This window comes from Streptomyces sp. Pv4-95 (assembly GCF_045782725.1).
GTDB lineage: Bacteria > Actinomycetota > Actinomycetes > Streptomycetales > Streptomycetaceae > Streptomyces.
In genome coordinates, this window is sequence record NZ_CP127172.1 from 4123527 (window position 1) to 4149398 (window position 25872).

The following is a 25872-nucleotide window of genomic DNA, read 5'->3' on the forward strand; positions in this document are numbered from 1 at the left end:
GAGAAAAACTTCCCCAACCTGTTCAAGATCGCGGCAAACGGCGCGGAGGAGGCAACTCCACAGAGCGGAAAGTAAGGACTGCACGCTAGTTGCATCTATTACCTGTGGAAGATTAGATTGAGTGCATGACACAGGCTCCCGCGACGCCCCGGCGCACCGACCGCCGCCACGACCGCGAGATCATCGCACTTGCCGTGCCCGCCTTCGGCTCCCTGGTCGCAGAGCCCCTGTTCGTCATGGTCGACAGCGCCTTCATCGGCCACCTCGGCACCCCCCAGCTCGCCGGCCTGGGCGTCGCCGCCGCACTGCTGACCACAGCAGTATCCGTCTTCGTCTTCCTCGCCTACGCCACCACCGCGGCCGTCGCCCGCCGGGTCGGCGCCGGCGACCTCGCCGCCGCCATCCGCCAGGGCATGGACGGTATCTGGCTCGCTCTCCTCCTCGGCGCCGCCGTCATCGCCGCCGTCCTGCCCATGGCCCCCTGGCTGGTCGACCTCTTCGGCGCCTCCGGCACCGCCGCCCCGCACGCCACGACGTACCTTCGCATCAGCGCGCTCGGTATACCGGCCATGCTCGTCGTGCTGGCCGCCACAGGCGTGCTGCGCGGCCTCCAGGACACCAGGACCCCGCTCTACGTCGCCGTGGGCGGATTCTCCGCCAACGCCGCCCTGAACGCCGCGCTCGTCTACGGCGCCGGCCTCGGCATAGCGGGCTCCGCCTGGGGCACGGTCATCGCCCAGTGCGGCATGGCGGCTGTCTACCTCGTCGTGGTGGTCCGCGGCGCCCGGCGGCACGGTGCCTCGCTGCGCCCCGATGCGGCCGGCATACGCGCCTCCGCCCAGGCCGGTGTCCCGCTGCTGGTCCGCACCCTCTCGCTGCGCGCGGTGCTGATGATCGCCACCGCGGTCGCCGCCCGGCTCGGGGACGCCGAGATAGCCGCCCACCAGATCGTGCTGACCCTCTGGTCCCTGCTGGCCTTCGCGCTGGATGCCATAGCCATCGCCGGCCAGGCCATCATCGGGCGCTACCTCGGTGCGGGGGACCGGGACGGCGCCACGGCCGCCTGCCGCCGCATGATCCAGTGGGGTATCGCCTCAGGTCTCGTCCTCGGCGTCCTGGTCGCCCTCGCCCGCCCGGTGTTCATCCCACTGTTCACCTCCGACCCCGCGGTCAAGGGCCCCCTGATGACCACGCTTCTCGTCGTGGCCGTCACTCAGCCGATCTCCGGCATCGTCTTCATACTCGACGGCGTGCTGATGGGCGCAGGCGACGGTCCCTACCTCGCCGGAGCGATGGTCGTGACACTGGCCCTGTTCGCCCCCGTCGCACTGGCCGTCCCCGCCCTCGGCGGCGGCCTGGTCGCCCTGTGGTGGGCCATGGCACTGATGATGACCGTGCGCATGCTGACGCTCTGGCTGCGCACCCGCTCCGGGCGCTGGATTGTGACCGGGGCCTCCCGCTGAACCGGCCCGCAATCCGCAGCCCGTACCGATAATGAGCCTGTGCGCCCGCTTGCCAGGAAATCCATCCTGCCCTTGACGCTCGTCGTCCTCGGGGCTGCAGCCATCGTGGGGTACGCCACGGAGGAAGCGGCAACGCACAGCGGGAACGGTGACCGCAGCAGCTTCGGCAAGTCCGGCGAGGCCGGGCACGAGCCCGAGGACCAGGACCCCGCCGCCACAGCCCCGGCCGGCGCCGGCGACGCGTACACCCCGCGTCGCAACGAACAGAACGCCAGGGTCGGCGCGATCTTCGAGAAGGACGACTCCGGCGAGCACTTCTGCACCGCGAGCGTGGTGCAGAGCCCGGGCCGGAACATGCTCATCACCGCAGCGCACTGCGCCTTCGACAGTGACGCCGGGGCGCCCGTGGACGACCTCGTCTTCGCCCCCGACTACCGCGACGGCGAGGAGCCCACCGGCCTGTGGAAGGTCGAGAAGGTCGTGGTGGACGACCGCTGGGCCAAGTCGAACGACGAGGATCTCGACGTCGCGTTCCTGGTGCTGGCCAAGAAGGACGGCGAACAGATCCAGGACGTCCTCGGTGGCAACACCCTCGGCATAGACCGGGGCTTCACCAACGAAGTCAAGATCACGGGTTACCCCACCAGCCGCGATACGCCGATCTCCTGCCAGAACCGCACCACGAAACACACCTCGACCCAGCTGCGCATCCGATGCAAGGACTTCGAGGGCGGCACGAGCGGCAGCCCCTGGCTGGCCGACTACGACCCCAAGAGTCACACCGGCACGGTCATCGGCGTTCTGGGGGGTCACGAAGGCGGAGGCAGCGAGGACGACGTCTCCTACGCGGCGTACTTCGACGACGACATCGCCAAGCTCTACCGCCGGGCCCAGGAAGCGGACTGACACCGGCCGGGCGGTGATCCGCCCACGGCGAAGGGCCGCACCCCCAGGAGGGGTACGGCCCTTCAGCGTTGTGCTGGGGTGCTGCGATTACGCGGCGACGACCTCGACGCCGAGCTTCGCAACGACCTCGGCGTGCAGACGCACGGAGACCTGGTGCGCGCCCAGGGTCTTGATCGGCGAGCCGAGCTCGACACGACGCTTGTCGACGTCCGGACCACCGGCAGCCTTGATCGCCGAAGCGACGTCGGCCGGGGTGACGGAGCCGAACAGGCGGCCCGCGTCGCCGGCGCGAACGGCCAGCTTCACGTTGACGCCCTCGAGACGGCCCTTGACCTCGTTGGCCTGCTCGATCGTGGCGATCTCGCGGATCTTGCGACCGCGACGGATCTGCTCGACGTCCTTCTCGCCACCCTTGGTCCAGCGGATCGCGAAACCACGCGGGACCAGGTAGTTGCGAGCGTAACCGTCCTTGACGTCAACGACGTCGCCAGCGGTGCCGAGGCCGGAGACCTCGTGGGTGAGGATGATCTTCATTTGTCGGTCACCCTTCCCTTATCGCGCGGTGGACGTGTAGGGCAGCAGCGCCATCTCACGGCTGTTCTTCACGGCCGTGGCGACGTCACGCTGGTGCTGAGTGCAGTTGCCGGTGACTCGGCGGGCACGGATCTTGCCGCGGTCGGAAATGAACTTCCGCAGCAGGTTCGTGTCCTTGTAGTCAACGTAGGAGATCTTCTCCTTGCAGAACACGCAAACCTTCTTCTTAGGCTTGCGAGCAGGCGGCTTCGCCATTATCTCTCTCCAGTGAGTTCAAGAAGTTTGTGCTGACGCCTTCGAGGCCCTGGCCGTTTCGCGGCGCTGTTTCACGTGAAACGACGCCGGGACGAACCAGCTGTACGGACCTAGAAAGGCGGCTCGTCCGAGTAACCGCCGCCGGAGCCGCCGCCCCAGCCACCGCCGCCGCCACCCTGCTGGCCACCGCCGGCAGGCGCGTTGGTCGCCCACGGGTCGTCGGCGGGAGCCCCGCCGCCGCCCTGCTGCTGGCCGCCACCGGGGCCGCCGCCCCAGCCGCCGCCACCCTGGCCGCCACCGCCCTGCTGACCGCCGCCGAAGCCGCCACCGCCCTGGCCACCACGACCACTGGTCTTGGTGATCTTGGCCGTGGCGTTCTTGAGGCTCGCGCCCACTTCCTCGACGTCGAGCTCGTAGACCGTGCGCTTCACGCCCTCGCGGTCCTCGTACGACCGCTGCTTGAGGCGGCCCTGCACGACCACGCGGGTACCCCGCGTGAGGGACTCGGCGACGTTCTCGGCCGCCTGACGCCACACCGAGCAGGTCAGGAACAGGCTCTCGCCGTCCTTCCACTCATTGGTCTGACGGTCGAAGGTGCGGGGGGTGGACGCGACGCGGAACTTCGCGACCGCCGCACCGGACGGGGTGAAGCGCAGCTCGGGGTCGTCGACAAGATTGCCGACAACCGTGATGACGGTCTCGCCTGCCATTAGGGGAACCTCTCGGCGGGTGTGCTGCTGGCTGCTGGTGTTGCTGCTACTCGGACCCGGTTACCGCTGAACGCTTACGCGGTCAGTGGGTCTCGGGACGGAGGACCTTGGTCCGGAGGACCGACTCATTCAGGTTCATCTGACGGTCGAGCTCCTTGACGACCGCAGGCTCGGCCTGCAGGTCGATGACCGAGTAGATGCCCTCGGGCTTCTTGTTGATCTCGTAAGAGAGACGACGACGGCCCCAGGTGTCGACCTTCTCGACCTTTCCGTTGCCCTCACGGACGACGGAGAGGAAGTTCTCGATCAGCGGGGAGACAGCGCGCTCCTCGAGATCGGGGTCGAGGATGACCATCACCTCGTAGTGACGCATGTAGAACCCACCTCCTTTGGACTCAGCGGCCACGGTCGTTCCGTGGCAGGAGGGTCTTGATGCGTTCCGCGCCGAGCCCGGCCAGATCATCCGGACAGACATGGGCGCAGACCGTACAGAGTACCTGCCTCAAGCCTTCTGGTTGAAATCCGACCACCGCACCCCCAGTCTGGAACCCAACGGGTGTGAGCGGCGTTACAGTGCGCCGCCCTGTCAGTCGGAGGTGCCGCATGGCACAGGCAGTAAGGACCCAGCGCAACCTGCTCTCGCTGCTCAACAGCGACGGCAAGGCCCATCCCGTCGAAAACACCATGATCGCCGTGACGCTGGTGCTCGGAGCGGTCGCCATCTTCACCACGTTCTCGAACAGCCTGCACCTGGTCAGCTCCTGGGCCGGCCTCGTCGGAATCGCCACCGGGGCCTGGGGCCAGTTCATCTCCTCGACGACAGGCGAACGCTTCCTGTTGATCATCGGTCTGGGGGCATCGGCCGTGGGCTTCTTCCTCGGTATGGCCCACGGCGGCCTCTTCGGCGGCGTACTCGGTTAGCCCTCCATCCGAGGGCCGTACGGGCCAAGCCCCGTACGGCCCAGACGGGGCGCTCCCCGGTCACAGTAGGCTTCGGCGCGAGAGCCGGAGCCCCGACCATGGGGACACACCTGCCGAGGAGCGCCCCGCATGAGCCTGACCCTGAGGACCATCAGCCGAGAGCAGCATCTGGCATACATCCAGAGCCTGCCCGCGGCCAGCCACATGCAGGTCCCGGCCTGGGCAGACGTCAAGGCCGAATGGCGGTCCGAAAGCCTGGGCTGGTTCGACGCCAACGGCGAGCTGGTCGGCGCCGGACTGGTCCTCTACCGCCAGTTGCCCAAGATCAAGCGCTACCTGGCGTACCTGCCCGAGGGCCCGGTCATCAACTGGTACGCGCCGAACCTGGACGACTGGCTCCAGCCGATGCTGCGCCACCTCAAGCAGCAGGGCGCCTTCTCCGTGAAGATGGGCCCGCCGGTCGTCATCCGCCGCTGGGACGCCGCTGCGATCAAGTCCGGCATCCAGAGCCCGGACGTCAAGCGCCTGCGCGACGTCGAGGCCACCCACATCGAGCCGCGGGCCTTCGAGGTCGCCGACAAGCTGCGCCGCATGGGCTGGCAGCAGGGCGAGGACGGCGGCGCCGGCTTCGGTGACGTGCAGCCCCGCTACGTCTTCCAGGTGCCGCTGGCCGAGCGCTCCCTGGAGGATGTCCACAAGGGCTTCAACCAGCTGTGGCGCCGCAACATCAAGAAGGCCGAGAAGGCCGGCGTCGAGGTCGTCCAGGGCAGCTACGAAGAGCTGGCCGAGTGGCAGCGGCTGTATGAGATCACCGCGGAGCGCGACCACTTCCGGCCGCGGCCGCTCAGCTACTTCCAGCGGATGTGGACGGCCCTCAACTCCGAGGACCCCAACCGCATGCGCCTCTACTTCGCCCGCCACGAGGGCGAGAACGTCGCGGCCGCCACGATGCTGATCGTCGGGGGCCACGTCTGGTACTCCTACGGCGCGTCCGCCAACCACAAGCGTGAGGTCCGCCCGTCCAACGCGATGCAGTGGCGGATGCTGCGCGACGCCTACGCACTCGGCGCCACGGTCTACGACCTTCGCGGCATCAGCGACTCCCTGGACGAGAACGACCATCTCTTCGGCCTGATCCAGTTCAAGGTCGGCACGGGTGGGCAGGCAGCGGAGTACCTGGGTGAGTGGGACTTCCCGCTCAACAAGCTTCTGCACAAGGCTCTCGACATCTACATGTCGCGGCGCTGACCGCTCCACCGCATCGATCGCACCTCTGACACACCCCAGCCACGAGAAAGGTTCCGGGCCCGGCCATGGCGCTCACCCTCTACGTCGACACCGCGCGCTGGCGGGCGCATCAGCAGAGCGTTCTCCAGCAGTTCCCCGGGCTGGTCCCGGTCTGCAAGGGCAACGGCTACGGCTTCGGCCATGAGCGCCTTGCCGATGAGGCGACCCGCCTCGGTGCCGACATCCTGGCGGTCGGTACGACCTACGAAGCAGCCCGCATCAAGGATTTCTTCAGCGGTGATCTGCTCGTGCTGACTCCCTTCCGTCACGGCGAGGAGCCGGTGCCGCTGCCCGACCGGGCCATCCGCTCGGTCTCCTCGGTCGAGGGCGTGGGCGGCCTGGTCGGTGCCCGGGTCGTCATCGAGGTCATGAGCAGCATGAAGCGGCACGGCGTCACGCCGGAGGACCTGCCGAAGCTGGCCGCCGCCATCGAAGACGTCCGGCTCGAAGGCTTCGCGATCCACCTGCCGCTCGACCGCACCGACGGGAGCGACGCGGTCGATGAGGTCATCGGCTGGATGGACCGGCTGCGGGCCGCCCGGCTCCCGCTGCACACCATGTTCGTCAGCCACCTCAAGGCCAACGAACTCGCCCGGCTCCAGCAGCAGTTCCCCCAGACGCGCTTCCGCGCCAGGATCGGAACGCGACTGTGGCTCGGCGACCACGAGGCCACGGAGTACCGCGGCTCGGTTCTCGACGTCACACGCGTGGCGAAGGGCGACCGGTTCGGCTACCGCCAGCAAAAGGCCGCCTCCGACGGCTACTTGGTCGTGGTGGCCGGTGGCACCTCGCACGGCGTGGGTTTGGAGTCGCCCAAGGCCCTGCACGGTGTGATGCCCCGTGCGAAGGGTGTGGCCCGGGCCGGCCTGGCGACCGTCAACCGCAACCTCGCGCCCTACGTGTGGAGCGGGAAGCAGCGCTGGTTCGCGGAACCCCCGCACATGCAGGTGTCGATCCTGTTCGTTCCCAGTGACGCACCCGAACCGCAGGTCGGCGACGAACTGGTGGCTCACCTGCGCCACACCACCACCCAGTTCGACCGCCTCGTGGAGCGCTGAAGCAGCCGCATCCACTCCGGGAACCACTGAGGGCCCGGTGCCGCAGGAATCTCTGCGGCACCGGGCCCTCAGCCGTTGGCCAGGCTGTGCGGTCAGTCCCGCACAGCGCCCCAGCGCACCCGCGGACGGCCCTCGAAATGCATCGCGTGGCGCGGTGCGTGATGGCCCCGCCCGAGGACGAACACATCGGGCTTACGGTCCAGCACGCCGCCCGACGGGTCGTCGTCCCCGTCCTGGCGGACCACATCGCGTTCCGGCAGCAGGATGTCCCGCACGATCACCGCGCAAAGGTAGAGCGTCCCCAACAGGTGCAGCACGATGGCCAGTTGGTAGCCGTCCAGCGGCAGTCCCTGGTGCTTGTCACCGTTGCCCGTGTAGGCGAGGTACATCCAGATCCCCAGGAAGTACATGACCTCACAGGCCTGCCAGATCAAGAAGTCCCGCCAGCGCGGTCTGGCCAGCGCGGCGAGCGGGATCAGCCAGAGGACGTACTGCGGTGAGTAGACCTTGTTGGTGAGAATGAACAGCGCCACGACGAGGAACGCGAGCTGGGCGAACCGTGGCCGGCGCGGCGCGTACAGCGTCAGGAGTGCGATGCCTCCGCAGCCCAGGAGCATCAGCAGCGTGGCGTAGGTGTTGGCGTCCTCGAGCGGGTTTCCGGTCCGCTGGGAGATCAGCAACCAGACCGAGCCGAAGTCGATCGGCCGTTCCTGGCTGAAGGTGTAGAACTTCGCCCAGCCCTCCCGGATATGCCATCCGGACGCGTCGTGCATGACCATCACCGGCAGGTTCACCACGAGCCACGCCACCACAGCGCCCGCCACGGCCTTGCCGTACGCACGCCAGGCCCCCGCGCGCCAGCAGAGGGCCAGCAGGGGCCCCAGGAGCAGTACCGGGTACAACTTCGCCGCGGTCGCCAGTCCGATCAGGACACCGGCAGCCAGCGGGCGGCTGCGCGCCCACATCAGCATTCCGGCCGCGGTCAGCGCGATGGCCAGCAGGTCCCAGTTGATGGTGGCGGTGAGTGCGAAGGCGGGCGCCAGGGCGACCAGGAGACCGTCCCAGGGGCGCCGCCGATGCGTACGGGCCACGCACACCGCGATGACCGCCGCGCACGCCATCAGCATGCCGGCGTTGACCAGCCAGTAGATCTGTTCACGGTGCTGGATCGTGCCGCTGCCAGGAGTCATCCACGAGGCGACCTCCATGAAGACGCCGGTCAGTACCGGGTACTCGAGGTACTCCATGTCACCGGGCAGTCGGTCGAAGTACGGGATCAACCCGTCCGCGAAGCCTCGACCGGCGTAGAGATGAGGAATATCGGAGTAACAGGCGTGGATGTACTGGCTCGTGGCGCCGAAGAACCAGCCACCGTTGTAGCAGGGGAGCTTTTGCACCATGCCGAGCGCGAACATGCCGATGGCGACGAGCGCGATGACCCGGACCGGTGTCAGCCAGCTCGTTCCGAGCAGCGCATGCCGGCCGGCCGGGCCGCCGATCAGCTCGCTTCCGGCCGCGGCCACCTCATCCCGCCTCGTCGGCCGTACGGGCTCGTCCTGTCGCACGCTCGTCATGGGCCCCATCCTGCCGCAAAGCCCTCACGCGAACGCGACGAAGCCCCCGCCCGGTCCAGCCGGGTCGAGGGCTTCGTTGGCCCGGTTTCACGTGAAACGGTCACCGTTTCACGTGAAACCGGGGTCGATCATCAGGGTTCCGTGCCGTTGGGCCCGCCGAACAACCCACCGCCGTTTCCATTGCCCGGATCGGGCGTGGGACTCGTATCGCCACCGGTGCCACCGCCCGGGTCACCGGTGTCTCCACCAGTGGCTCCACCGTTCTCCTTGCACCTGACGTCCCAGTCGGAGCAGGTCTCCGTCGGAGTGGGACTCGGGGAGTCGCTCGGGGAAGCAGAGCCGCTAGGCGTCCCGGAAGGCGTCTCGGACGGCTCCTCCGACGGCGTCGGCGACGGAGTCGGGCTCGGCATGCCTTCCTGGTCCACACGCGTACCGATGGGCTGGGCAAGCGGGAAGGGCTTCGCCGGAACCCCCTTCATCGCCTGCAGCATGTACTCGGTCCACACTTCGGTGGGAAGCGCACCACCGTGGATCGAGTCGAACCCACCAACGCCGTTCATCGACAGCTGGCGAGGGTTCTTCGGGTCCTCACGGAACATCGTGACGGCGGTGGAAAGCTGCGGGGTGTACCCCACGAACCAGGCCGACTTGTTCTGGTCGGTGGTGCCGGTCTTACCGGCGGCCGGCCTGCCCAGACGCTTCGCGTCCTTCGCCGTGCCGTTCTGGATGACGTTCTCCAGCACCTCGGTCACGTTGTTGGCGATGTTGGAATCCATCGCCGACTCCTGCTCGGGCTTGTCGAAGCCCTGCACTTCCACGCCTCCGGACGTCAGCTTTGTCACCGAGTACGGCTCGACCTTCGTTCCCGAGTTGGCGAAGGTCGCGTAGGCGTCGGCCATGCGGATGGCGCTCGGAGTGGAGGTGCCCAGCGCGAAGGACGGGTTCAGGTTCTTGTCGAAGCTGGCCTCGGAGATGCCGGTGGCCTGCGCCATGTCCCGCACCTTGTCCATCCCGACGTCCATGCCGAGCTGGACGAACGGGGTGTTCACCGACTGCTCCATCGCCTTCGTCAGCGGGATGTATCCCCAGCGACGGGCGCTTTCGTTTTCCTGATAGAAGGGCGAGTTATCCCGCTTCAGGACGTAATTGCCTTGCGCGTCCTTCACCTTGAGGTGGTCGTTGCCGTTGTAGCGGCTATCCGGGGAGATCGGCTGGTGGCCGCTGTGACTCGTCCCGTCCTGCATCGCCGCAGCCAGCACGAACGGCTTCCAGGTGGAACCGACCGGCACGCCGAAGGTGTCGGCGTTGTTGCTGAAGTGGCCCTTGTCGTAGCCCTCGCCGCCGTACAAGGCGACGATCTTGCCGTCTCCCGGCACCACGGAAGCTGCACCGAACTGGACGTATTTGTCCTTGAGGCGCTCCTTCGGGTCGATATACCGCTTGTCGACCTTCTTGACGGAGTCCTCCAGCTCCTTGGTCCGACCCTCGTCGAAAGTGGTCTGGATCGTGTAGCCGCCCTTGTCGAACTGCCGCTCACCGACGCCGTGCTTCAGCACATACTTCTTCGCGGTGTCCATCAAGTACCCGATCTGGCCCTTCTTGCTGGCCACAGGCTTCGGGTCGTGGGGCATCGGGAAGTTCTTCACCGTGTACTTGGCGCGCTCGCTCTTCGACATGAGCTTGTTCTCGACCTCGCGGTCGAGAATCCAGGACCACCTCGCCTGCGCACGCTTGGTGTTCGCGGCCCGGTCGGAGTTCGGGCCCGTACCACCCGCGGGGTCGTACAGGTCGGCACCCTTGAGCACGGTCGCCAGCAAGGCGCTCTCGTCGGGCTTGAGTTCCGCGGCGTCCTTGCCGTAGTACGCCTGCGCCGCCGCCTGGATCCCGTAGGCACCGCGACCGTAGTAGCTGGTGTTCAGGTAGCCCTGGAGGATCTTGCGCTTGTCGACCTTCGCGCCCACCTTTATCGAGATGAACAGCTCCTTGAACTTGCGCTCAAGCGTCTGCTCCTGAGTCAGGATCGCGTTCTTCACATACTGCTGGGTGATGGTGGAGCCACCCTGGGTTTCGCCGCCCTTGGCCATGTTGAACAGGGCGCGGGCGATACCCATGGGGTCGACACCCGAGTCCGACCAGAACGACGCGTTCTCCGCCGCGATCGCCGCGTTCTGCATGTGGACCGGGATCTCGCCGATGTTGACGTTCTGACGGTTCGCCTCGCCGTCCCGCGCCATCACCTTGCCGTTGGACCACAGGTAGACGTTGTTCTGCTGCTGTGCGGCCTTGCTCTCGTCCGGTACCTCCACCACGGCCAGCGCGACGCCGGCCGCTCCCACGATCAGGCCGAGGAAGGTGACCATCAGGCCCGATACCTGTTTCCAGGACGGGACGAAGCGGCGCCAGCCGGAGCGGTTGGCGCGCGGGTAGTCGATGAAGCGCTTCCTCGACGGCTGCCCGCCTCCACGACCCCCCTCAGGGCCGTTTCCGCCACCGCCGGTGCGGCGTCGGCCTCCACCTCCACGTCCGGCGCCACCTCCGCCGGAGGCCATCGCCTCCCGGTCGGACGCTCGCCGGCGACCGCCGCGCTGTGCGGCCCTGCGAGCCTCGGCCCGGCCGCCTGTCGGACGCTCCTGGCCGTAGGGATCGGAATTGGGCACAGAACCGGCAGCGGAGCCACGTGAGGGCGCCGCGCGACGCCCTGTTGGCTGCTGCGCGGCGCGTCGGGCCGCGGCACGTCCGCCACCCTGCGGCTGTGGCGGTTTGCGACGGTGCTCGCTCATGGAACGAATACTCCTCGGGCAGGCGCGCTATCTCGTCGCCTGAAGGCGGCAGTTGTCTTCAGGTCCCCCCGATGCACGACCCGCTCCTGACGCGCGAGCCGCACTACACCGAGGACAGGGACGCCACAACTAGGTCCACGGTTCCCGGCAGTCTGCATGCCGCACAGACTACGCACGGCCAAAACCTGCCCAGCGTTGAAATTCACTCCAAATCAGTCAGGACGGGTCGAGCAAATTGGTGATGTGACGCCGTTCACCGATCCCCCACTTGTTCCGACCGGGTGAGCGTTCTATCGTCTGGATGTATCGAGTCGATACATCAGGACGACATAAAGAGTGCACCAGGCCAGGGAGGCGGAGGATGAGCAGGCGTTCCGGCATCCTCGAGTTCGCCGTCCTCGGCCTTCTCCGCGAGTCGCCGATGCACGGGTACGAGCTGCGAAAACGGCTCAACACTTCACTCGGCGTCTTCCGTGCGTTCAGCTACGGCACCCTCTACCCCTGCCTCAAGGCGCTGGTCGCGAGCGGCTGGCTCATCGAGGAGACGGGCGGTGCGCCCGAGGGCGTGCCGGCTGCGGCGCTGACGGGTCGCCGGGCGAAGATCGTCTACAGATTGACCGCATCGGGCAAAGAGCACTTCGAGGAGCTGCTCGCCCACTCCGGCCCGGATGCGTGGGAGGACGAGCACTTCGGCGTCCGCTTCGCGTTCTTCGGTCAGACGTCGCGGGACGTCCGGATGCGCGTGCTGGAAGGCCGCCGCAGCCGGCTGGAGGAGCGCCTGGAACGCATGCGCACCTCCTTGTCCAGGACGCGCGAGCGGCTGGACGACTACACCCTCGAACTGCAACGCCACGGCATGGAGTCCGTGGAGCGCGAGGTGCGGTGGCTGAACGAGCTCATCGAGAGTGAGCGCGCCGGACGCGATCAGCGCGCCCCGGAGCCCGCAGAGCAGGACAAGAAGGACCAGTCAGGAGATACGGGCGGCCTGCCCCGGCACCGGGGTGGTACCCGGCCGGATCCGTCCGATGACACCACCACATGAGGTCCTGCGGTGCAGGCCCTCATCGAGAACACAGGGAGCAACCGGAATGGGTTCGGTTCGCGTAGCCATCGTCGGCGTGGGCAACTGCGCCGCCTCGCTGGTACAGGGCGTCGAGTTCTACAAGGACGCAGACCCGGACAGCCGCGTGCCCGGCCTCATGCACGTGCAGTTCGGTGACTACCACGTGCGTGACATCGAGTTCGTGGCTGCCTTCGATGTCGACGCCAAGAAGGTCGGCCTCGACCTCTCGGACGCCATCGGCGCCAGCGAGAACAACACCATCAAGATCTGCGACGTGCCGAACGCCGGCGTGCAGGTCCAGCGTGGCCACACCCTGGACGGGCTGGGCAAGTACTACCGGATGACGATCGAGGAGTCCGAGGAGGCCCCGGTCGACATCGTCCAGATCCTCAAGGACAGGCAGGTCGACGTTCTGGTCTGCTACCTCCCTGTCGGCTCCGAGGACGCGGCGAAGTACTACGCCCAGTGCGCCATCGACGCCAAGGTCGCCTTCGTCAACGCCCTCCCGGTCTTCATCGCCGGCACCAAGGAGTGGGCGGACAAGTTCACCGAGGCCGGCGTCCCGATCGTCGGTGACGACATCAAGTCCCAGGTCGGCGCCACGATCACGCACCGCGTGATGGCCAAGCTCTTCGAGGACCGGGGCGTCATCCTGGACCGCACGATGCAGCTGAACGTCGGCGGCAACATGGACTTCAAGAACATGCTCGAGCGGGAGCGCCTGGAGTCCAAGAAGATCTCCAAGACGCAGGCCGTCACCTCCCAGATCCGGGACCGCGAGATGGGCGAGGACAACGTCCACATCGGCCCGTCGGACTTCGTTGCCTGGCTGGACGACCGCAAGTGGGCCTACGTCCGCCTCGAAGGGCGCGCCTTCGGCGATGTGCCGCTGAACCTCGAGTACAAGCTCGAGGTCTGGGACTCCCCGAACTCCGCCGGCGTCATCATCGACGCCCTGCGCGCCGCGAAGATCGCCAAGGACCGGGGCATCGGCGGCCCCATCCTGTCGGCGTCCTCGTACTTCATGAAGTCGCCGCCGGTGCAGTACTTCGACGACGAGGCGCACGAGAACGTCGAGAAGTTCATCCGAGGCGAGGTCGAGCGCTGACGCGCCCACCACACCGTCTTTCCGCAGGCCTCCAGGTATTGCACCTGGAGGCCTGCGGGTTGTGTGAGCCTGTGTGAAGCTGTGCCCCATGCATGCTGTGCGCGACCTCCGCGTATTACTCCACCTACGCGACTTCCGGTCTCTCCTGGCCGCACGGCTTCTCTCGCAGGCTGCGGACGGCGTCTACCAGGTGGCCCTTGCCGCCTACGTCGTCTTCTCCCCCGAGAAGCAGACCTCGCCCGCGGCGATCGCCTCGGCCATGGCGATCCTGCTGCTTCCGTACTCGCTCCTCGGGCCGTTCACCGGAGTGCTGCTGGACCGCTGGCGCCGTCGGCAGGTGCTGCTTTACGGCAACCTGCTGCGGACGGCGCTGGCCACCGTGACAGCGGCGCTGATCATGGTCGAGGTACCCGACTGGCTGTTCTACGCCTCGGCTCTCTCCGTGACCGCCGTGAACCGGTTCGTTCTGGCCGGGCTCTCCGCCGCTCTCCCCCGGGTCGTGGACAGCGAACAGCGGCTCGTCATGGCCAACTCCCTTACGCCCACGGCAGGAACGCTCGCCGCGACGGCTGGTGGCGGGCTCGCCCTGGCGGTGCGGCTGGCCGGACCCGACGCGGATGCCATCGTCGTACTGCTCGCCTCGGCCCTCTACTTCTGCTCGTCCGTCACGGCGCTGCGACTGACTCCGGGGTCGCTGGGGCCGGACCCTTCCGAGCTCCAACCCCACCTCGGAGAAGCCTTGTTGAGCACGGTGAGGGGGCTCGTCGAGGGCATACGGCACCTGGCGGAGCGACGCGCGCCGGCACGCGCGCTCGCCGCCATGACCACGGTCCGGTTCTGCTACGGCGCCCTGACCGTCATGGTGCTCATGCTGTGCCGCTACGCCTGGACCTCTGATGAAGCGGACGGCCTGGGCCTGCTCGGCCTCACCGTCGCAGTCTCAGGAGCGGGCTTCTTCGCCGCCGCTCTCCTCACCCCCTGGGCCGTCGAACGGCTCAACCCCTTCGGCTGGATCGCCTTCTGCGCCGCCCTGGGCGCGGTGCTGGTGCCTGCCCTCGGCCTCTTCTTCGCACCGGCGCCGATGCTGACAGCCGCATTCGTGCTGGGGCTGGGCACCCAGGCCACCAAGATCTCCACGGACACCGTGGTGCAGTCCTTCGTCGACGACGCCTTCCGCGGCCGGATCTTCGCCGTCTACGACGTGCTGTTCAACGTCGCCTTCGTCGGCGCCGCGGCGGTCGCCGCCCTCATGCTGCCGCCGGACGGAAGATCTACTGCTCTGCTGATCTTCGTGGCCTGCCTCTACGCGACGGTCTTCGCGGCAATGGTCCGCAATGGGCTCCGCAAGACACCGCCGTCCTGGCCTTAGACGCCCATCCCTTGCGAAGGCCGCTGACGCACCCGGTACCTTACGGGCGTCGAATATCAGCCTGGACACTTCAAAAACGGGGGATCACTCATGACCACACCGCCGCAGGGCCAGTACCCATACGGACAGCAGCCGTACGGCCAGAACCCGTACCCGCAGGCCCCCCAGGCACCCCAAGCTCCGTACGGGCAGCCGCAGCCCGGCTATGGATATCCCCAGCAGCAGGCGCCCTACGGACAGCAGCCCCCGCCCGGTTACCCGCAGGCGCCGCAGCAGCCCTACATGCAGGGCGGTTCCCCTGTTCCGCCCTCGAGGCCGTCCCGCGGCCGTTCCCCGATGGCCATTTTGAAGGGCATCGGCGTCGTCCTCGCGCTGATCGTCGGCGCGTTCTTCTGGGTGAGCAGTTGGGACGACGCGGACACCGCGGAGGTCGGGGACTGCATGAAGAACAACGGCAACCAGATCAACCCCGACCTCGAAGTGGTCGACTGCGGCACGGCCGAGGCCAAGTACAAGGTCGCGGAGGTGCACACGGACACCACCGACACGTCCCTCTGCCCCCAGAACACCACGTCCTACGGGGAGAGCCAGCACCGCCGGAGGGGTTCCGACACCAGGTTCGTGCTCTGCCTCACCGTTGAGAAGTAGAGCGAGCCACCCGGTCGCGTCGTAGCGGCACGCTGTGTTTCACGTGAAACAGGGCGGTTCACCACCGGCCGTTTCACGTGAAACACAGCACCGTCCGCCCTCAGCCTTGGGCGGCCCACCACTCCTTGAGCACGGCCACCGCGGCGTCCCGCTCCATCGGACCGTGCTCGAGCCGCATCTCCAGCAGGTGCTGGTACGCCTTACCGACCTCAGGGCCGGGGGCGATGCCCAGAATTTTCATGATGTCGTTGCCGTCCAGGTCAGGCCGGATCGCCTCCAGCTCTTCCTGTTCCTGCAGCCGCGCGATGCGTTCCTCGAGCCCGTCATACGCCCGCGACAGCGCGTTGGCCTTGCGCTTGTTCCGCGTGGTGCAGTCCGAGCGCGTCAGCTTGTGGAGCCGCTTGAGCTGAGGGCCGGCGTCCCGGACGTAGCGACGAACCGCCGAGTCCGTCCACTCGCCCGTTCCATAGCCGTGGAAGCGCAGATGCAGCTCCACCAGACGCGACACGTCCTTCACCATGTCGTTGGAGTACTTCAGGGCGATCATGCGCTTCTTGGTCATCTTCGCTCCCACCACCTCGTGGTGGTGGAAGGAGACCCGACCGTCCTTCTCGAAGCGCCGCGTCTTCGGCTTGCCGATGTCATGCAGCAGAGCCGCCAGCCGCAGCACCAGATCAGGCCCGTCCTCTTCGAGGTCGATCGCCTGCTCCAGCACCGTCAGCGAGTGCTCGTAGACGTCCTTGTGACGGTGATGCTCGTCACTTTCCAGCTGGAGGGCCGGCAGCTCCGGCAGGACACGTTCGGCCAGACCCGAGTCGACGAGCAGCCGCAGTCCCTTGCGCGGGTACGGCGACAGGATCAGCTTGTTCAGCTCGTCCCGCACGCGTTCCGCGGAGACGATCTCGATGCGCTCGGACATGGCCTTCATCGCGGTGACGACATCGGGCGCGACCTCGAAGTCGAGCTGGGCGGCGAAACGGGCCGCACGCATCATCCGCAGCGGATCATCGGAGAAGGACTCCTCCGGGGTCCCCGGTGTCCGCAGAACACGGGCCGCGAGGTCCTCCAGGCCGCCGTGCGGGTCCACGAATTCCTTCTGCGGCAAGAACACCGCCATGGCGTTCACCGTGAAGTCACGGCGGACCAGGTCCTGCTCGATGGAGTCGCCGTAGGACACCTCCGGCTTGCGCGAGGTGCGGTCGTACGCCTCGGAGCGGTAGGTGGTGACCTCGATGTCGAACGAGCTCTTCTTGCAGCCAACGGTGCCGAAGGCGATGCCGACCTCCCAGACCGCATCTGCCCAGGGGCGAACGATCTTCAAGACGTCTTCGGGGCGAGCATCGGTGGTGAAGTCGAGATCGTTACCGAGGCGGCCGAGCAACGCGTCCCGGACCGACCCGCCGACCAGGGCAAGCGTGAACCCGGCCTCCTGGAAGCGGCGGGCCAGGTCGTCCGCGACGGGGGACACCCGCAGCAGCTCGCTCACGGCACGGCGCTGTACGTGACTCAGCGCGTTCGTCGACTGCGGAGTCCGGTCGGGCTGCGGGGCGATGTCATTGTTGGCGTTCGGCACAACAGAACAGAGTACGTGCCTGTGCCGCACGAGGCGGCACCCTATTAAGGGGACAGACATCCGGTCCCCGGCCCACGATCATGTGGCGCAGTCCCCGGCACCACGCCGCAGCGGGCCTCGTTACCATTCGTGGACGCACATTCCGACGACCACTGACGACGACGAGGGACGGGCGAGCGCGTGGCCGAGGCGGCAGGGTTCCAGGGGACTGAACGGCCGCGTGGTCGATGGCTGAGAAGGACCGTGGCACTGCTCACCGGAGTACCCCTGCTTGTGGGGCTGCTCCAGGTCCCACAGGCCCCCTCCGCGCAGGCGGCTCCGACGGGCTCCCACGCCGTCGACGTCACCATCGACTCGATGACCCCGTCGGCTCCCACCAAGTCCGACACCGTCACGGTCTCCGGGACGCTGACCAACGACAGCAAGACCGCGATCACCGATGCGCATGTCGGGATGAGCCGAAGCTCGGCCCTCGGCGGGCGGAGCGCGATCGATGCCGCGGCCAAGCGCACCGGCTACATCCCGGGCGTGGACGGCCAGGAGGTCAAGGGCCACACCGAGAAGGTCGCCAGGCTCGACGCCGGTGCGAGCCGCTCCTTCACCCTCAGCGTGCCGGTGAAGGACCTCCACCTCGGCGAGGACGGCGTGTACCAGCTCGGTGTCTCGCTGTCGGGCAACACTCCGGCCGCGCCCTACGAGCACGTGCTGGGCATCGACCGGACGTTCCTGCCCTGGCAGGAGTCGGACGCGGAGAAGAAGACGCAGCTCACGTACATGTGGCCGCTGATCTCCTCGACACATCTCACCGCCGAGACCGACCCCGACGCCCAGCAGACGCCGGTGTTCCGCAATGACGATCTCGCTGCGGAGATCGCCCCCGGCGGCCGTCTGCAGCAGATGGTGGCACTCGGCAAGAACCTGCCGGTGACATTCGTCATCGACCCCGACCTGCTCGCCACCGTCGACGCGATGGCCAAGACCTACAAGGTCGACGGCGCCGACGGCCCCACGGGCAAGAACCAGGCGGTCGCCAGGCAGTGGCTGACCGACCTCGAAGAAGCGGTGAAGACCCACGAGGTGGTCGCGCTGCCGTTCGCCGATCCCGATCTGGCCTCGCTCGCTCACCACGGCAAGAGCGTGCCCAGGGCCCTGAGCCATCTCGGGCCGGCCACCGAGCTCGCCGCGAAGACCGTCGACACGGTTCTCGGCGTCAAGCCGCGCACGGACTTCGCCTGGCCCGTCGACGGCGCGATCGACTCTTCGATCGTGGACGTCGCCACCTCGGCCGGCGCGCACAACGTCATCAGCCGCAGCGACAGCCTCCGCGACCCCGGCGTGCCGTACACGCCGACGGCGGCCCGGCCGATCGGCGGAGGCAACACGGCGGTCGTCGCGGACGCACGACTCTCCCGCGCCTTCGAAGGCGACATGGCCAATGCCGGGGACGCGACCCACGCGGTCCAGGAGTTTCTCGCCCAAACCCAGATGATCGGCCGGCAGAGTCCGGGCCGGCAGCGCAGCATCGTCGTCGCGCCGCAGCGCATGCCGTCGGCCGGCCAGGCCCAGGCCATGGCCTCCGCGCTGCGCACCCTGGAGTCGGAGCGCTGGACGCAGCCCCTGGACCTCAGCCGCGCCGCGAAGGCGAAACCGGATCCGTCGGCCAACCGACAGGTGCCGAGCGGAGCGAACTATCCGGCCTCTCTCCGCAGGCAGGAGCTGCCGACCGAGGCCTTCCGGCAGATCCAGGACACCCAGTCCGCGCTGGACGAGTTCCAGGTGATCCTCGACCAGCCGGAACGCGTCGTCACGCCGTTCGGCACCGCCATAATGCGCGAGATGTCGACCTCGTGGCGGGGTGATTCCTCGGGCGCCACGGGCTTTCGGAACTCCGTTCGGAGCTACCTCAGCAGTCTGACCAAGAAGGTCAGCCTGATCCAGAAGTCGGACGCGACGCTCTCCGGGCGCAGCGCCACGATTCCGGTGACGGTGCAGAACAACCTCGTCCAGGGTGTCGAGGGCATGACGCTGGAGCTGAGCTCGTCGCAGCCCAACCGTCTGGACGCGGGCACGTCGCAGCGGATCAAGGTGGACGGCGGCCACAGCCAGTCGTTCAAGTTCGACACCACCGCGAACGCCAACGGTCGGGCCTGGGTGACGGCCCAGCTCTACACATCGGACGGCAAGCCCTACGGTGACCCCATGACGTTCCAGGTGAACGTCACGGAGATCACCGCGACGGTCATGCTCGTCATCGCGGGCGGTGTCCTGCTGCTCGTCCTCGCCGGCGTGCGGATCTATCTTCAGCGCAAGCGGCATGCCGCCGAGAGCAGCGACGACGGGCCCGACGGCGACGACGGCGACGGTTCCGAGGGTGGGGGAGACACGGACGGCGACAACGGCGGCACGGACGGCGATACGCCCGAGCAGCCGAGTGACCCCACGCCGGACACCGGTTCGGAAAGCCCGGACGCGTCCGGCTCAGGTGAGAAAGTGGACCGTTGATAGATGGCGGGGCCGGATGGCCGGCGACGGATGAGGTGGGGCAGCGATGAATGCGCCGTACGACGGTGACCGCAGCCGGGGCGCCCACGGCGACCCCCCGGGGCCGGTCCCTGCGACGCCCCAGGTCCCTGCGGCCCAGGACCCCTATGTCCAGGACGCCTACCGCAACGATCCGCACCACGCCCAGGACCCGACGGCGCAGGATCCCGTTGCCGAGGCGCTCTACGACCGCGCCGCGCACCCGCCGCCGCCCCCCGGCCAGGCTCCGCATCCGCTGTATCAGCAGCCGCCGGCCGCACAGCACACACCCGATCCGCAGTTGTGGGCCTCGCCGCCGCCACCCGAGCCGCAAGGCCCGACGCGCAATCTTCCCTACGGCGACGCCGCGGCAACGACACAGTTCGTGGGCGTCGACGACCTGATCACCCAGGCCGCGGAAGAACGCCCGGAGCCTGACGCCTTCGCGCATCTCTTCCGGGACCAGCAGCAGCCTTACGATCCGCAGCGCCCCGCGGGCTCGCCCGAAGCCGCAGCAGGCCAGGCGCCCGAGACTGGGCCGCAGACAGGCGCGCCCTCGCCGGAAGCCGCTCCTGTGGCGGCGGCCGGCGGAAAGCCTTCCGGTGGCCGCGCCTCCAGCCTCCTGAAGTCCAGCGCGGTGATGGCCGCGGGCACGATGGTCTCCCGGCTCACGGGCTTCATCCGCTCGGCGCTCATCGTCGCGGCGCTCGGCGGCGCGGTTCTCGGTGACTCCTGGCAGGTGGCCTACCAGCTGCCCACGATGATCTTCATCCTGACCATCGGCGGCGGCCTGAACTCCGTCTTCGTCCCGCAGCTGGTGCGGGCGATGAAGGAGGACGAGGACGGCGGCGAGGCCTACGCCAACCGGCTGCTCACGCTGGTCATCGTGATCCTCGGTGCGCTGACGGTCCTCGCGGTGTTCGCCGCTCCTCTCCTGGTGAAGCTGGTCTCCTTCGACATCTCGCGGGATCCGGCGGCCAACGAGGTCGCCGTCGCGTTCACCCGCTACTGCGTGCCGACGATCTTCTTCATGGGCCTCCATGTCGTCATGGGCCAGGTCCTCAATGCCCGCGGCCGCTTCGGCGCGATGATGTGGACTCCGGTCCTCAACAACATCGTCATGATCGCCACGTTCGGCCTGTTCATCGGCGTCTACGGCTCGGCCGAGACCTCGCACATCGGTGTCACCACGATCCCCTCCGAGGGCATCCGCCTGCTGGGCATCGGCACCCTCCTCGGTCTCGTCGTCCAGGCCCTGGCGATGATCCCGTACCTGCGCGACGCGGACTTCAAACTGCGGCTGCGCTTCGACTGGCGAGGGCACGGCCTGGGCAAGGCCGCCAAGCTCGCCAAGTGGACGGTCCTCTTCGTCCTCGCCAACCAGGCGGGCGTCCTGGTCGTCACCCAGCTGTCCACCTGGGCCGGAAACACCGCCGACCAGCAGGGCCACCCGGGCACGGGCTTCATCTCCTACGCCAGCGCGCAGCTGATCTGGAACATGCCGCAGGCGATCATCACCGTCTCCGTGATGGCGGCGCTGCTGCCCCGGCTGGCCAGGTCGGCCCACGACGGTGACACCGGCGCGGTCCGGGACGACATGTCCCAGGGCCTGCGCACCTCGGCGGTCGCCATCGTCCCGATCTCCTTCGGGTTCCTCTCTCTCGGTATTCCGCTGTGCACCCTGGTCTACGGTTCGTCCGGCGCCGGTGTCCCGATGGGATACATGCTGATGGCCTTCGGTGTCGGCCTGATTCCGTTCTCGGTGCAGTACGTCATCCTGCGCGCGTTCTACGCGTACGAGGACACCCGCACCCCCTTCTACAACACGGTGATCGTCGCCGCCGTCAACGCCGCGGCGTCCGCCCTCTGCTTCCTGGTCCTGCCCGCACGCTGGGCCGTGATCGGCATGGCGGCCTCCTACGGCCTCGCCTACATCATCGGCGTCGGAGTGGCCTGGCGCCGCCTGAGCAAGCGGATGAATGGTGACCTCGACACCGCGCACATCGTCCGCACCTACGCGCGGCTGGCGGGCGCGAGCATCCCGGCCACCATCATCTCCGGGGCGGCCGTCTACGGCATCATGCAGGCGCTCGGCACCGGTGTTCTCGGCTCGCTCTCAGCTCTCGTGGGGGGTGGCGCCGCACTTCTGGGCGTCTTCTTCGTCGCCGCTCGCAAGATGCGGATCGATGAGCTGAATGCGCTGGTGGGCATGGTTCGCGCCAAGCTGGGGCGCTGACCGAGCACAACCATCGACCGCCATCGTGTGTCGTGCATAGTGGCGGACTGTGGGCACAATTGTCTTGGCTCATTGAGCCTGCAACGGATGGGGAGGCAGGAACGACGGTGGCGGAACGGAGCACGGCTGCCGTCGACGTGGCCGACACGAGCGGTGAGGAACCGCTGACCGCCCAGGCGGGTAAGGCCACGGACGACGGTGCGGAGGCCGAGAAGGTATCCGGCGGGGAAGCGGACGCCGCGGGCAACGGTGAGCAGCCGACCGCGGGGGCCGATGCCCAGCCACCGGAACTGCACAGTGGCCACAAGCTCGCCAGACGCTACCGTCTCGAGGAGTGCGTCACCCGTCTGGACGGCTTCAGCAGTTGGCGTGCGGTCGATGAAAAACTGCGCCGGGCGGTGGGTGTCCACATCCTGCCCGCCGACCATCCGCGGGCCCGCCCCGTGCTGTCCGCGGCGCGCTCCTCCGCGCTGCTGGGCGATCCCCGGTTCGTGCAGGTCCTCGACGCCGTCGAGGAGAACGACCTGGTCTACGTCGTCCACGAATGGCTGCCGGACGCCACAGAACTCTCCACCGTGTTCGCCGGCGGCCCGCTCGAACCGCACGACGCCTACCAACTGGTCAGCCAGGTGTCCCAGGCCATGGCAGCCGCGCACCGCGAGGGCCTGGCCCATCTGCGGATCACGCCCGGCTCGGTGCTGCGGACGGAATCCGGGCAGTACCGCATCCGTGGTCTCGCCGTCATGGCGGCGCTGCGCGGCATCAGCTGCGAGCACCCCCAGCGCACGGACACCGAGGCGATCGGAGCACTGCTGTACGCCGCGCTGACGCAGCGCTGGCCCTACGAGAACGACGCCTACGGGCTCACCGGCCTGCCGAAGGGCGTCGGGCTCATCGCGCCCGATCAGGTGCGGGCCGGCATCCACCGCGGGCTGTCCGAGCTGGCCATGCGGGCGTTGGTCAACGACGGTGCCACCGCTTCCCGTCAGGAACAGCCGTGCACCACTCCGGAAGAGCTGTCCAAGGCAGTCGCGGCCATGCCGCGCATCCGGCCCCCGGAGACGTCCTTCACCACCCCGCCGCCGTATCAGCGCACCGGATTTCAGCAGGGTTCCTACGGACAGCCTCCGAGCCGCAACGGCCGGCCCGGTCATGCAACGCAGCCCGTGCCGGCTCCGCCGCCCCCGCTGCAGAGCCGCACCGGCAAGGCGCTGAAGTGGTCTGTCTCCGCGCTGCTCATCGCGGCACTGGGGCTGGGTAGCTGGCAGCTGGCCGACACCCTCTTGAAGGGCGAGAAGCAGTCCGATTCGCCGGGCAGTTCCCAGCCCGGCGGCGGGGAGAAGCCGGCCGCCAAGCCCCTGCAGATCGAGAAGGCCACCGAGTTCTCACCGCTGACGTCGCCTTTCGCCGATGCACAAGCGCCCAACGCCGTGGACGGGGACGCGGGAACCGCCTGGGTGACCGGCCGCTTCAAGGGAATGGCGAACTTCGGCAACCTCCCGAGCCGCGCGGACGGCAGCGGCATCATCCTGGACCTCGGGAGCGAGAAGAAGGTCTCCGGTGTGAAGGTCAGCATGTACCGCCCGGGGCAGACCGCGGAGGTGCTCGCCGCTGATCCGTCCGCGTCGGCCCCGACGTCTCTGAACGCCTTTTCCCAGCGCCTCACCAAGGCGAACAAGGTCGACGGAGAGCTGACCGCGAGCGTCGAAAAGCCCGTACGCACGCGTTATGTACTGGTTCACATCACGGAACTGCCGAGCGATGGCACCCCGGATTGGTTCCGGGGTGGCATTTCGGAAATCAGGGTCACCGGCAGCTGACGCATAGCCCTCATGCGCCCTCCAGCAGACGCTGGAGGGCGCATTGCCGTGGTACGGATCGATGGGTCGAATTGTGCCGTGAACTGGCACAATGGGATCGAATCGGTTGCTTGGAGGCCGCGTGGCCCGGTCCTCACCCCGCGCGCGCAAGCGGCTCCGGCGAGAATCGAGGACGGGGTTTTCAGCAGCCCCACCCCACGACAATCAGGCGACAGCAGGGGCTGGGAATCGGAATTTCCTGTCCGGCCACGAGTCGGAATTCCGCCGCGAAGTGGCCACCAGGGATTACCTGACGAATTGGTGTGTTTGCGTCATTTTTGGCCTGCTCATTTACTTTCCGGGCATCAGCAGCTTGAATGGCTGCGAGGGTGAGTACCTGTAGCGGGGGGCTTGTGTCCACAGAGAGCAACGAGGCGTCCACTCCGCCGAGCGACAGCGACCTCCTCGCGAGCCATGTCGCGGGCGACCCGGACGCCTTCGGGGAAATCGTCCGCCGGCACCGCGACCGGCTCTGGGCAGTGGCGCTGCGCACCCTCGGGGACCGCGAGGAAGCCGCCGACGCCGTCCAGGACGCGCTGGTCTCCGCCTATCGCGCCGCCCACACCTTCCGCGGGCAGTCGGCCGTGACGACCTGGCTCCACCGCATCACCGTCAATGCCTGCCTGGACCGGGCCCGCAAGGTCGCTTCCCGGCGAACGTCACCGATCGCGGAGACCGAGCGCCTGGAGCAGCTCCTGGAGCCCCACGAATCCGCGGCCGTCCCCGCCGAGCGCAAAGATCTGCACCGCGAACTGCTCAGCGCGTTGCGCACCCTCCCGGAGGAACAGCGCGCCGCTCTCGTGCTGGTCGATATGCAGGGCTACCCGGTCGCCGAGGCGGCCGCGATCCTCGATGTCCCCACCGGCACGGTGAAGAGCCGCTGTGCGCGTGGCCGCGCCCGTCTCCTCCCCTTGGTCACCCATCTGCGCACTGAAGGCGGGGATAACAGACCTGCGGGCCGGGAAAGGAACCGGGCGCAGGGGACATCCGTCCCACCGACGGCAGGGCCGAACGACACAGGTGCCGTGAAGGGCGGAGGTGGGCGAGCGTGACGACGACCGGCACGGGTCAGCACCCGGAGGTCTCCGAGATCTCCGATCTCACGGATGGGCTGCTCTCGCCGTCCCGTACGGCGGATCTGCGTGACCACCTCGCCTCGTGCGCACTGTGCGAGGACGTCTACGAGTCCCTGGAGGAGATCCGCGGACTCCTGGGCACTCTTCCCGGCCCGAGCCGGATGCCGGCGGATGTCGCAGGACGCATCGATGCCGCACTCGCAGCTGAAGCCCTGCTCGATGCCACCGCTCCCGCCACCGGGACGCTGGTTTCACGTGAAACGACCATGGAGCCTTCTGCTGTTTCACGTGAAACAGCAGAGAGCGCACCTCCCCGTGGCTCGACCGCCACCCGTCCGGCAGGCCGGCCCCGTGGCGCCTCGGGTCCGGGACGTCAAACAACGGGTGGTCGGTCGCCGCGGGGACGACGCTGGCCCCGCCTTCTGCTCGGCACAGCGGCAGCCGCGGCGGTTTTCGGCCTTGGGGGTCTGCTCGTCCAGAACGCCGCCACCAACGGCGCGGGAAACGGCCAGGACCGCCCCTCGGCAGCCACTGAACAGAGCGAGGGCGGGACGAGCGCACTGACCTCGGCGACCCTCGGCTCGCATGTCCAGGACCTTCTGAAGTCCAAGCACGCGCACAAGTCCCCGGAGATGGGTACCCGAAGCTCCCCCGAGACCCCGCTGCGCGGCGGCGCCGACACGATCCCGTCGTGCGTGCGCCAGGGCATCGGGCGTGCGGAAACTCCGCTCGCGTCCACACAGAGCCGCTACGAGGGCAAGGACGCCTTCCTCGTCGTCCTTCCGCACCCGTCCGACCCGTCTCGGGTCTCCGCGTATATCGTCTCTTCCTCCTGTATCTCCGCCACGCCCCCGGCTCCTGGCAAGGTCTTGCTGAGCCACTCCTACCAGCGAGACTGAGCGGCGGGCAGAGCACTGTGGGACTACGGGAAT

21 protein-coding genes are annotated in these 25872 nt (G+C 68.0%); 14 read left to right on the top strand and 7 right to left on the bottom strand.

Annotated features, from left to right (window positions below; genetic code table 11):
* Nucleotides 1-125: 125 nt before the first annotated feature.
* Both QOM21_RS18080 and QOM21_RS18085 read left to right on the top strand, forming a co-directional pair.
* Nucleotides 126-1463, top strand: coding sequence for an MATE family efflux transporter (locus QOM21_RS18080; protein ID WP_407551368.1), 1338 nt, complete (start codon nt 126-128; stop codon nt 1461-1463).
* 39 nt (nt 1464-1502) lie between these two features.
* Nucleotides 1503-2369, top strand: a complete 867-nt coding sequence (locus tag QOM21_RS18085) for a trypsin-like serine peptidase (protein WP_407551370.1) — start codon at nt 1503-1505, stop codon at nt 2367-2369.
* An 87-nt stretch (nt 2370-2456) separates the two neighbouring features.
* Here QOM21_RS18085 and rplI read toward each other — a convergent pair whose 3' ends face one another.
* From rplI to rpsF, 4 genes are all read right to left on the bottom strand, one after another.
* The gene (gene rplI / locus QOM21_RS18090; protein WP_393893019.1) at nt 2457-2903 is read right to left on the bottom strand and encodes a 50S ribosomal protein L9; all 447 of its coding nucleotides are present in this window, start codon (nt 2901-2903) and stop codon (nt 2457-2459) included.
* 18 nt (nt 2904-2921) lie between these two features.
* Nucleotides 2922-3158, bottom strand: a complete 237-nt coding sequence (gene rpsR, locus QOM21_RS18095) for a 30S ribosomal protein S18 (RefSeq protein WP_003978893.1) — start codon at nt 3156-3158, stop codon at nt 2922-2924.
* Between the two features lie 110 nt (nt 3159-3268).
* The gene (locus tag QOM21_RS18100; RefSeq protein ID WP_407551373.1) at nt 3269-3868 is read right to left on the bottom strand and encodes a single-stranded DNA-binding protein; all 600 of its coding nucleotides are present in this window, start codon (nt 3866-3868) and stop codon (nt 3269-3271) included.
* A gap of 82 nt (nt 3869-3950) precedes the next feature.
* Complete coding sequence (rpsF, locus tag QOM21_RS18105) at nt 3951-4241, bottom strand: 30S ribosomal protein S6 (protein WP_003978891.1); 291 nt, start codon at nt 4239-4241, stop codon at nt 3951-3953.
* Nucleotides 4242-4471: 230 nt separating this feature from the next.
* On the opposite strand from rpsF, the gene QOM21_RS18110 reads away from it, so the two are divergent.
* The 3 genes from QOM21_RS18110 to QOM21_RS18120 all read left to right on the top strand — a co-directional run bounded on the left by QOM21_RS18110 (nt 4472) and on the right by QOM21_RS18120 (nt 7134).
* Nucleotides 4472-4789: a hypothetical protein gene (locus QOM21_RS18110; RefSeq protein WP_407551375.1), complete on the top strand. Its 318-nt coding sequence runs from the start codon at nt 4472-4474 to the stop codon at nt 4787-4789.
* Nucleotides 4790-4918: 129 nt separating this feature from the next.
* On the top strand, nt 4919-6037 hold the full coding sequence (locus QOM21_RS18115) for a lipid II:glycine glycyltransferase FemX (protein WP_393893022.1): 1119 nt from the start codon (nt 4919-4921) through the stop codon (nt 6035-6037).
* 65 nt (nt 6038-6102) lie between these two features.
* Nucleotides 6103-7134, top strand: a complete 1032-nt coding sequence (locus QOM21_RS18120; RefSeq protein WP_393893023.1) for an alanine racemase — start codon at nt 6103-6105, stop codon at nt 7132-7134.
* A 92-nt stretch (nt 7135-7226) separates the two neighbouring features.
* Here QOM21_RS18120 and QOM21_RS18125 read toward each other — a convergent pair whose 3' ends face one another.
* Together QOM21_RS18125 and QOM21_RS18130 are read right to left on the bottom strand one after the other, a co-directional pair.
* Entirely contained in the window at nt 7227-8708 is a 1482-nt protein-coding gene (locus QOM21_RS18125) for a glycosyltransferase family 87 protein (RefSeq protein WP_407551378.1), read from the bottom strand.
* A gap of 131 nt (nt 8709-8839) precedes the next feature.
* Nucleotides 8840-11488, bottom strand: a complete 2649-nt coding sequence (locus QOM21_RS18130) for a transglycosylase domain-containing protein (RefSeq protein WP_407551380.1) — start codon at nt 11486-11488, stop codon at nt 8840-8842.
* A gap of 361 nt (nt 11489-11849) precedes the next feature.
* On the opposite strand from QOM21_RS18130, the gene QOM21_RS18135 reads away from it, so the two are divergent.
* From QOM21_RS18135 to QOM21_RS18150, 4 genes are all read left to right on the top strand, one after another.
* Nucleotides 11850-12530 (top strand): PadR family transcriptional regulator, encoded by a 681-nt coding sequence (locus QOM21_RS18135; protein WP_407551382.1) that lies wholly within the window; start codon nt 11850-11852, stop codon nt 12528-12530.
* 46 nt (nt 12531-12576) lie between these two features.
* On the top strand, nt 12577-13659 hold the full coding sequence (locus tag QOM21_RS18140) for an inositol-3-phosphate synthase (RefSeq protein ID WP_407551384.1): 1083 nt from the start codon (nt 12577-12579) through the stop codon (nt 13657-13659).
* Between the two features lie 88 nt (nt 13660-13747).
* Nucleotides 13748-15028 (top strand): MFS transporter, encoded by a 1281-nt coding sequence (locus QOM21_RS18145; protein ID WP_407551386.1) that lies wholly within the window; start codon nt 13748-13750, stop codon nt 15026-15028.
* A gap of 90 nt (nt 15029-15118) precedes the next feature.
* The gene (locus QOM21_RS18150; protein WP_407551388.1) at nt 15119-15676 is read left to right on the top strand and encodes a hypothetical protein; all 558 of its coding nucleotides are present in this window, start codon (nt 15119-15121) and stop codon (nt 15674-15676) included.
* Between the two features lie 100 nt (nt 15677-15776).
* On the opposite strand, the gene QOM21_RS18155 is transcribed toward QOM21_RS18150, so the two are convergent.
* Complete coding sequence (locus tag QOM21_RS18155) at nt 15777-17249, bottom strand: CCA tRNA nucleotidyltransferase (RefSeq protein WP_407551389.1); 1473 nt, start codon at nt 17247-17249, stop codon at nt 15777-15779.
* Between the two features lie 180 nt (nt 17250-17429).
* Between QOM21_RS18155 and QOM21_RS18160 the strand changes: the two genes are divergently transcribed.
* From QOM21_RS18160 to QOM21_RS18180, 5 genes are all read left to right on the top strand, one after another.
* On the top strand, nt 17430-19751 hold the full coding sequence (locus QOM21_RS18160) for a DUF6049 family protein (protein WP_407551391.1): 2322 nt from the start codon (nt 17430-17432) through the stop codon (nt 19749-19751).
* Between the two features lie 46 nt (nt 19752-19797).
* Nucleotides 19798-22005 carry a murein biosynthesis integral membrane protein MurJ gene (murJ, locus tag QOM21_RS18165; RefSeq protein WP_407551393.1) on the top strand — a complete coding sequence of 736 codons (2208 nt, stop codon included), beginning with the start codon at nt 19798-19800 and terminating at the stop codon, nt 22003-22005.
* A gap of 107 nt (nt 22006-22112) precedes the next feature.
* Complete coding sequence (locus QOM21_RS18170; RefSeq protein ID WP_407551395.1) at nt 22113-23825, top strand: protein kinase family protein; 1713 nt, start codon at nt 22113-22115, stop codon at nt 23823-23825.
* Nucleotides 23826-24181: 356 nt separating this feature from the next.
* On the top strand, nt 24182-24916 hold the full coding sequence (gene sigM / locus QOM21_RS18175; RefSeq protein WP_407551397.1) for an RNA polymerase sigma factor SigM: 735 nt from the start codon (nt 24182-24184) through the stop codon (nt 24914-24916).
* Nucleotides 24913-25839, top strand: coding sequence for an anti-sigma factor family protein (locus QOM21_RS18180; protein WP_407551398.1), 927 nt, complete (start codon nt 24913-24915; stop codon nt 25837-25839). Before sigM ends, QOM21_RS18180 begins: the two co-directional genes overlap by 4 nt.
* The last annotated feature ends 33 nt before the right edge of the window (nt 25840-25872 follow it).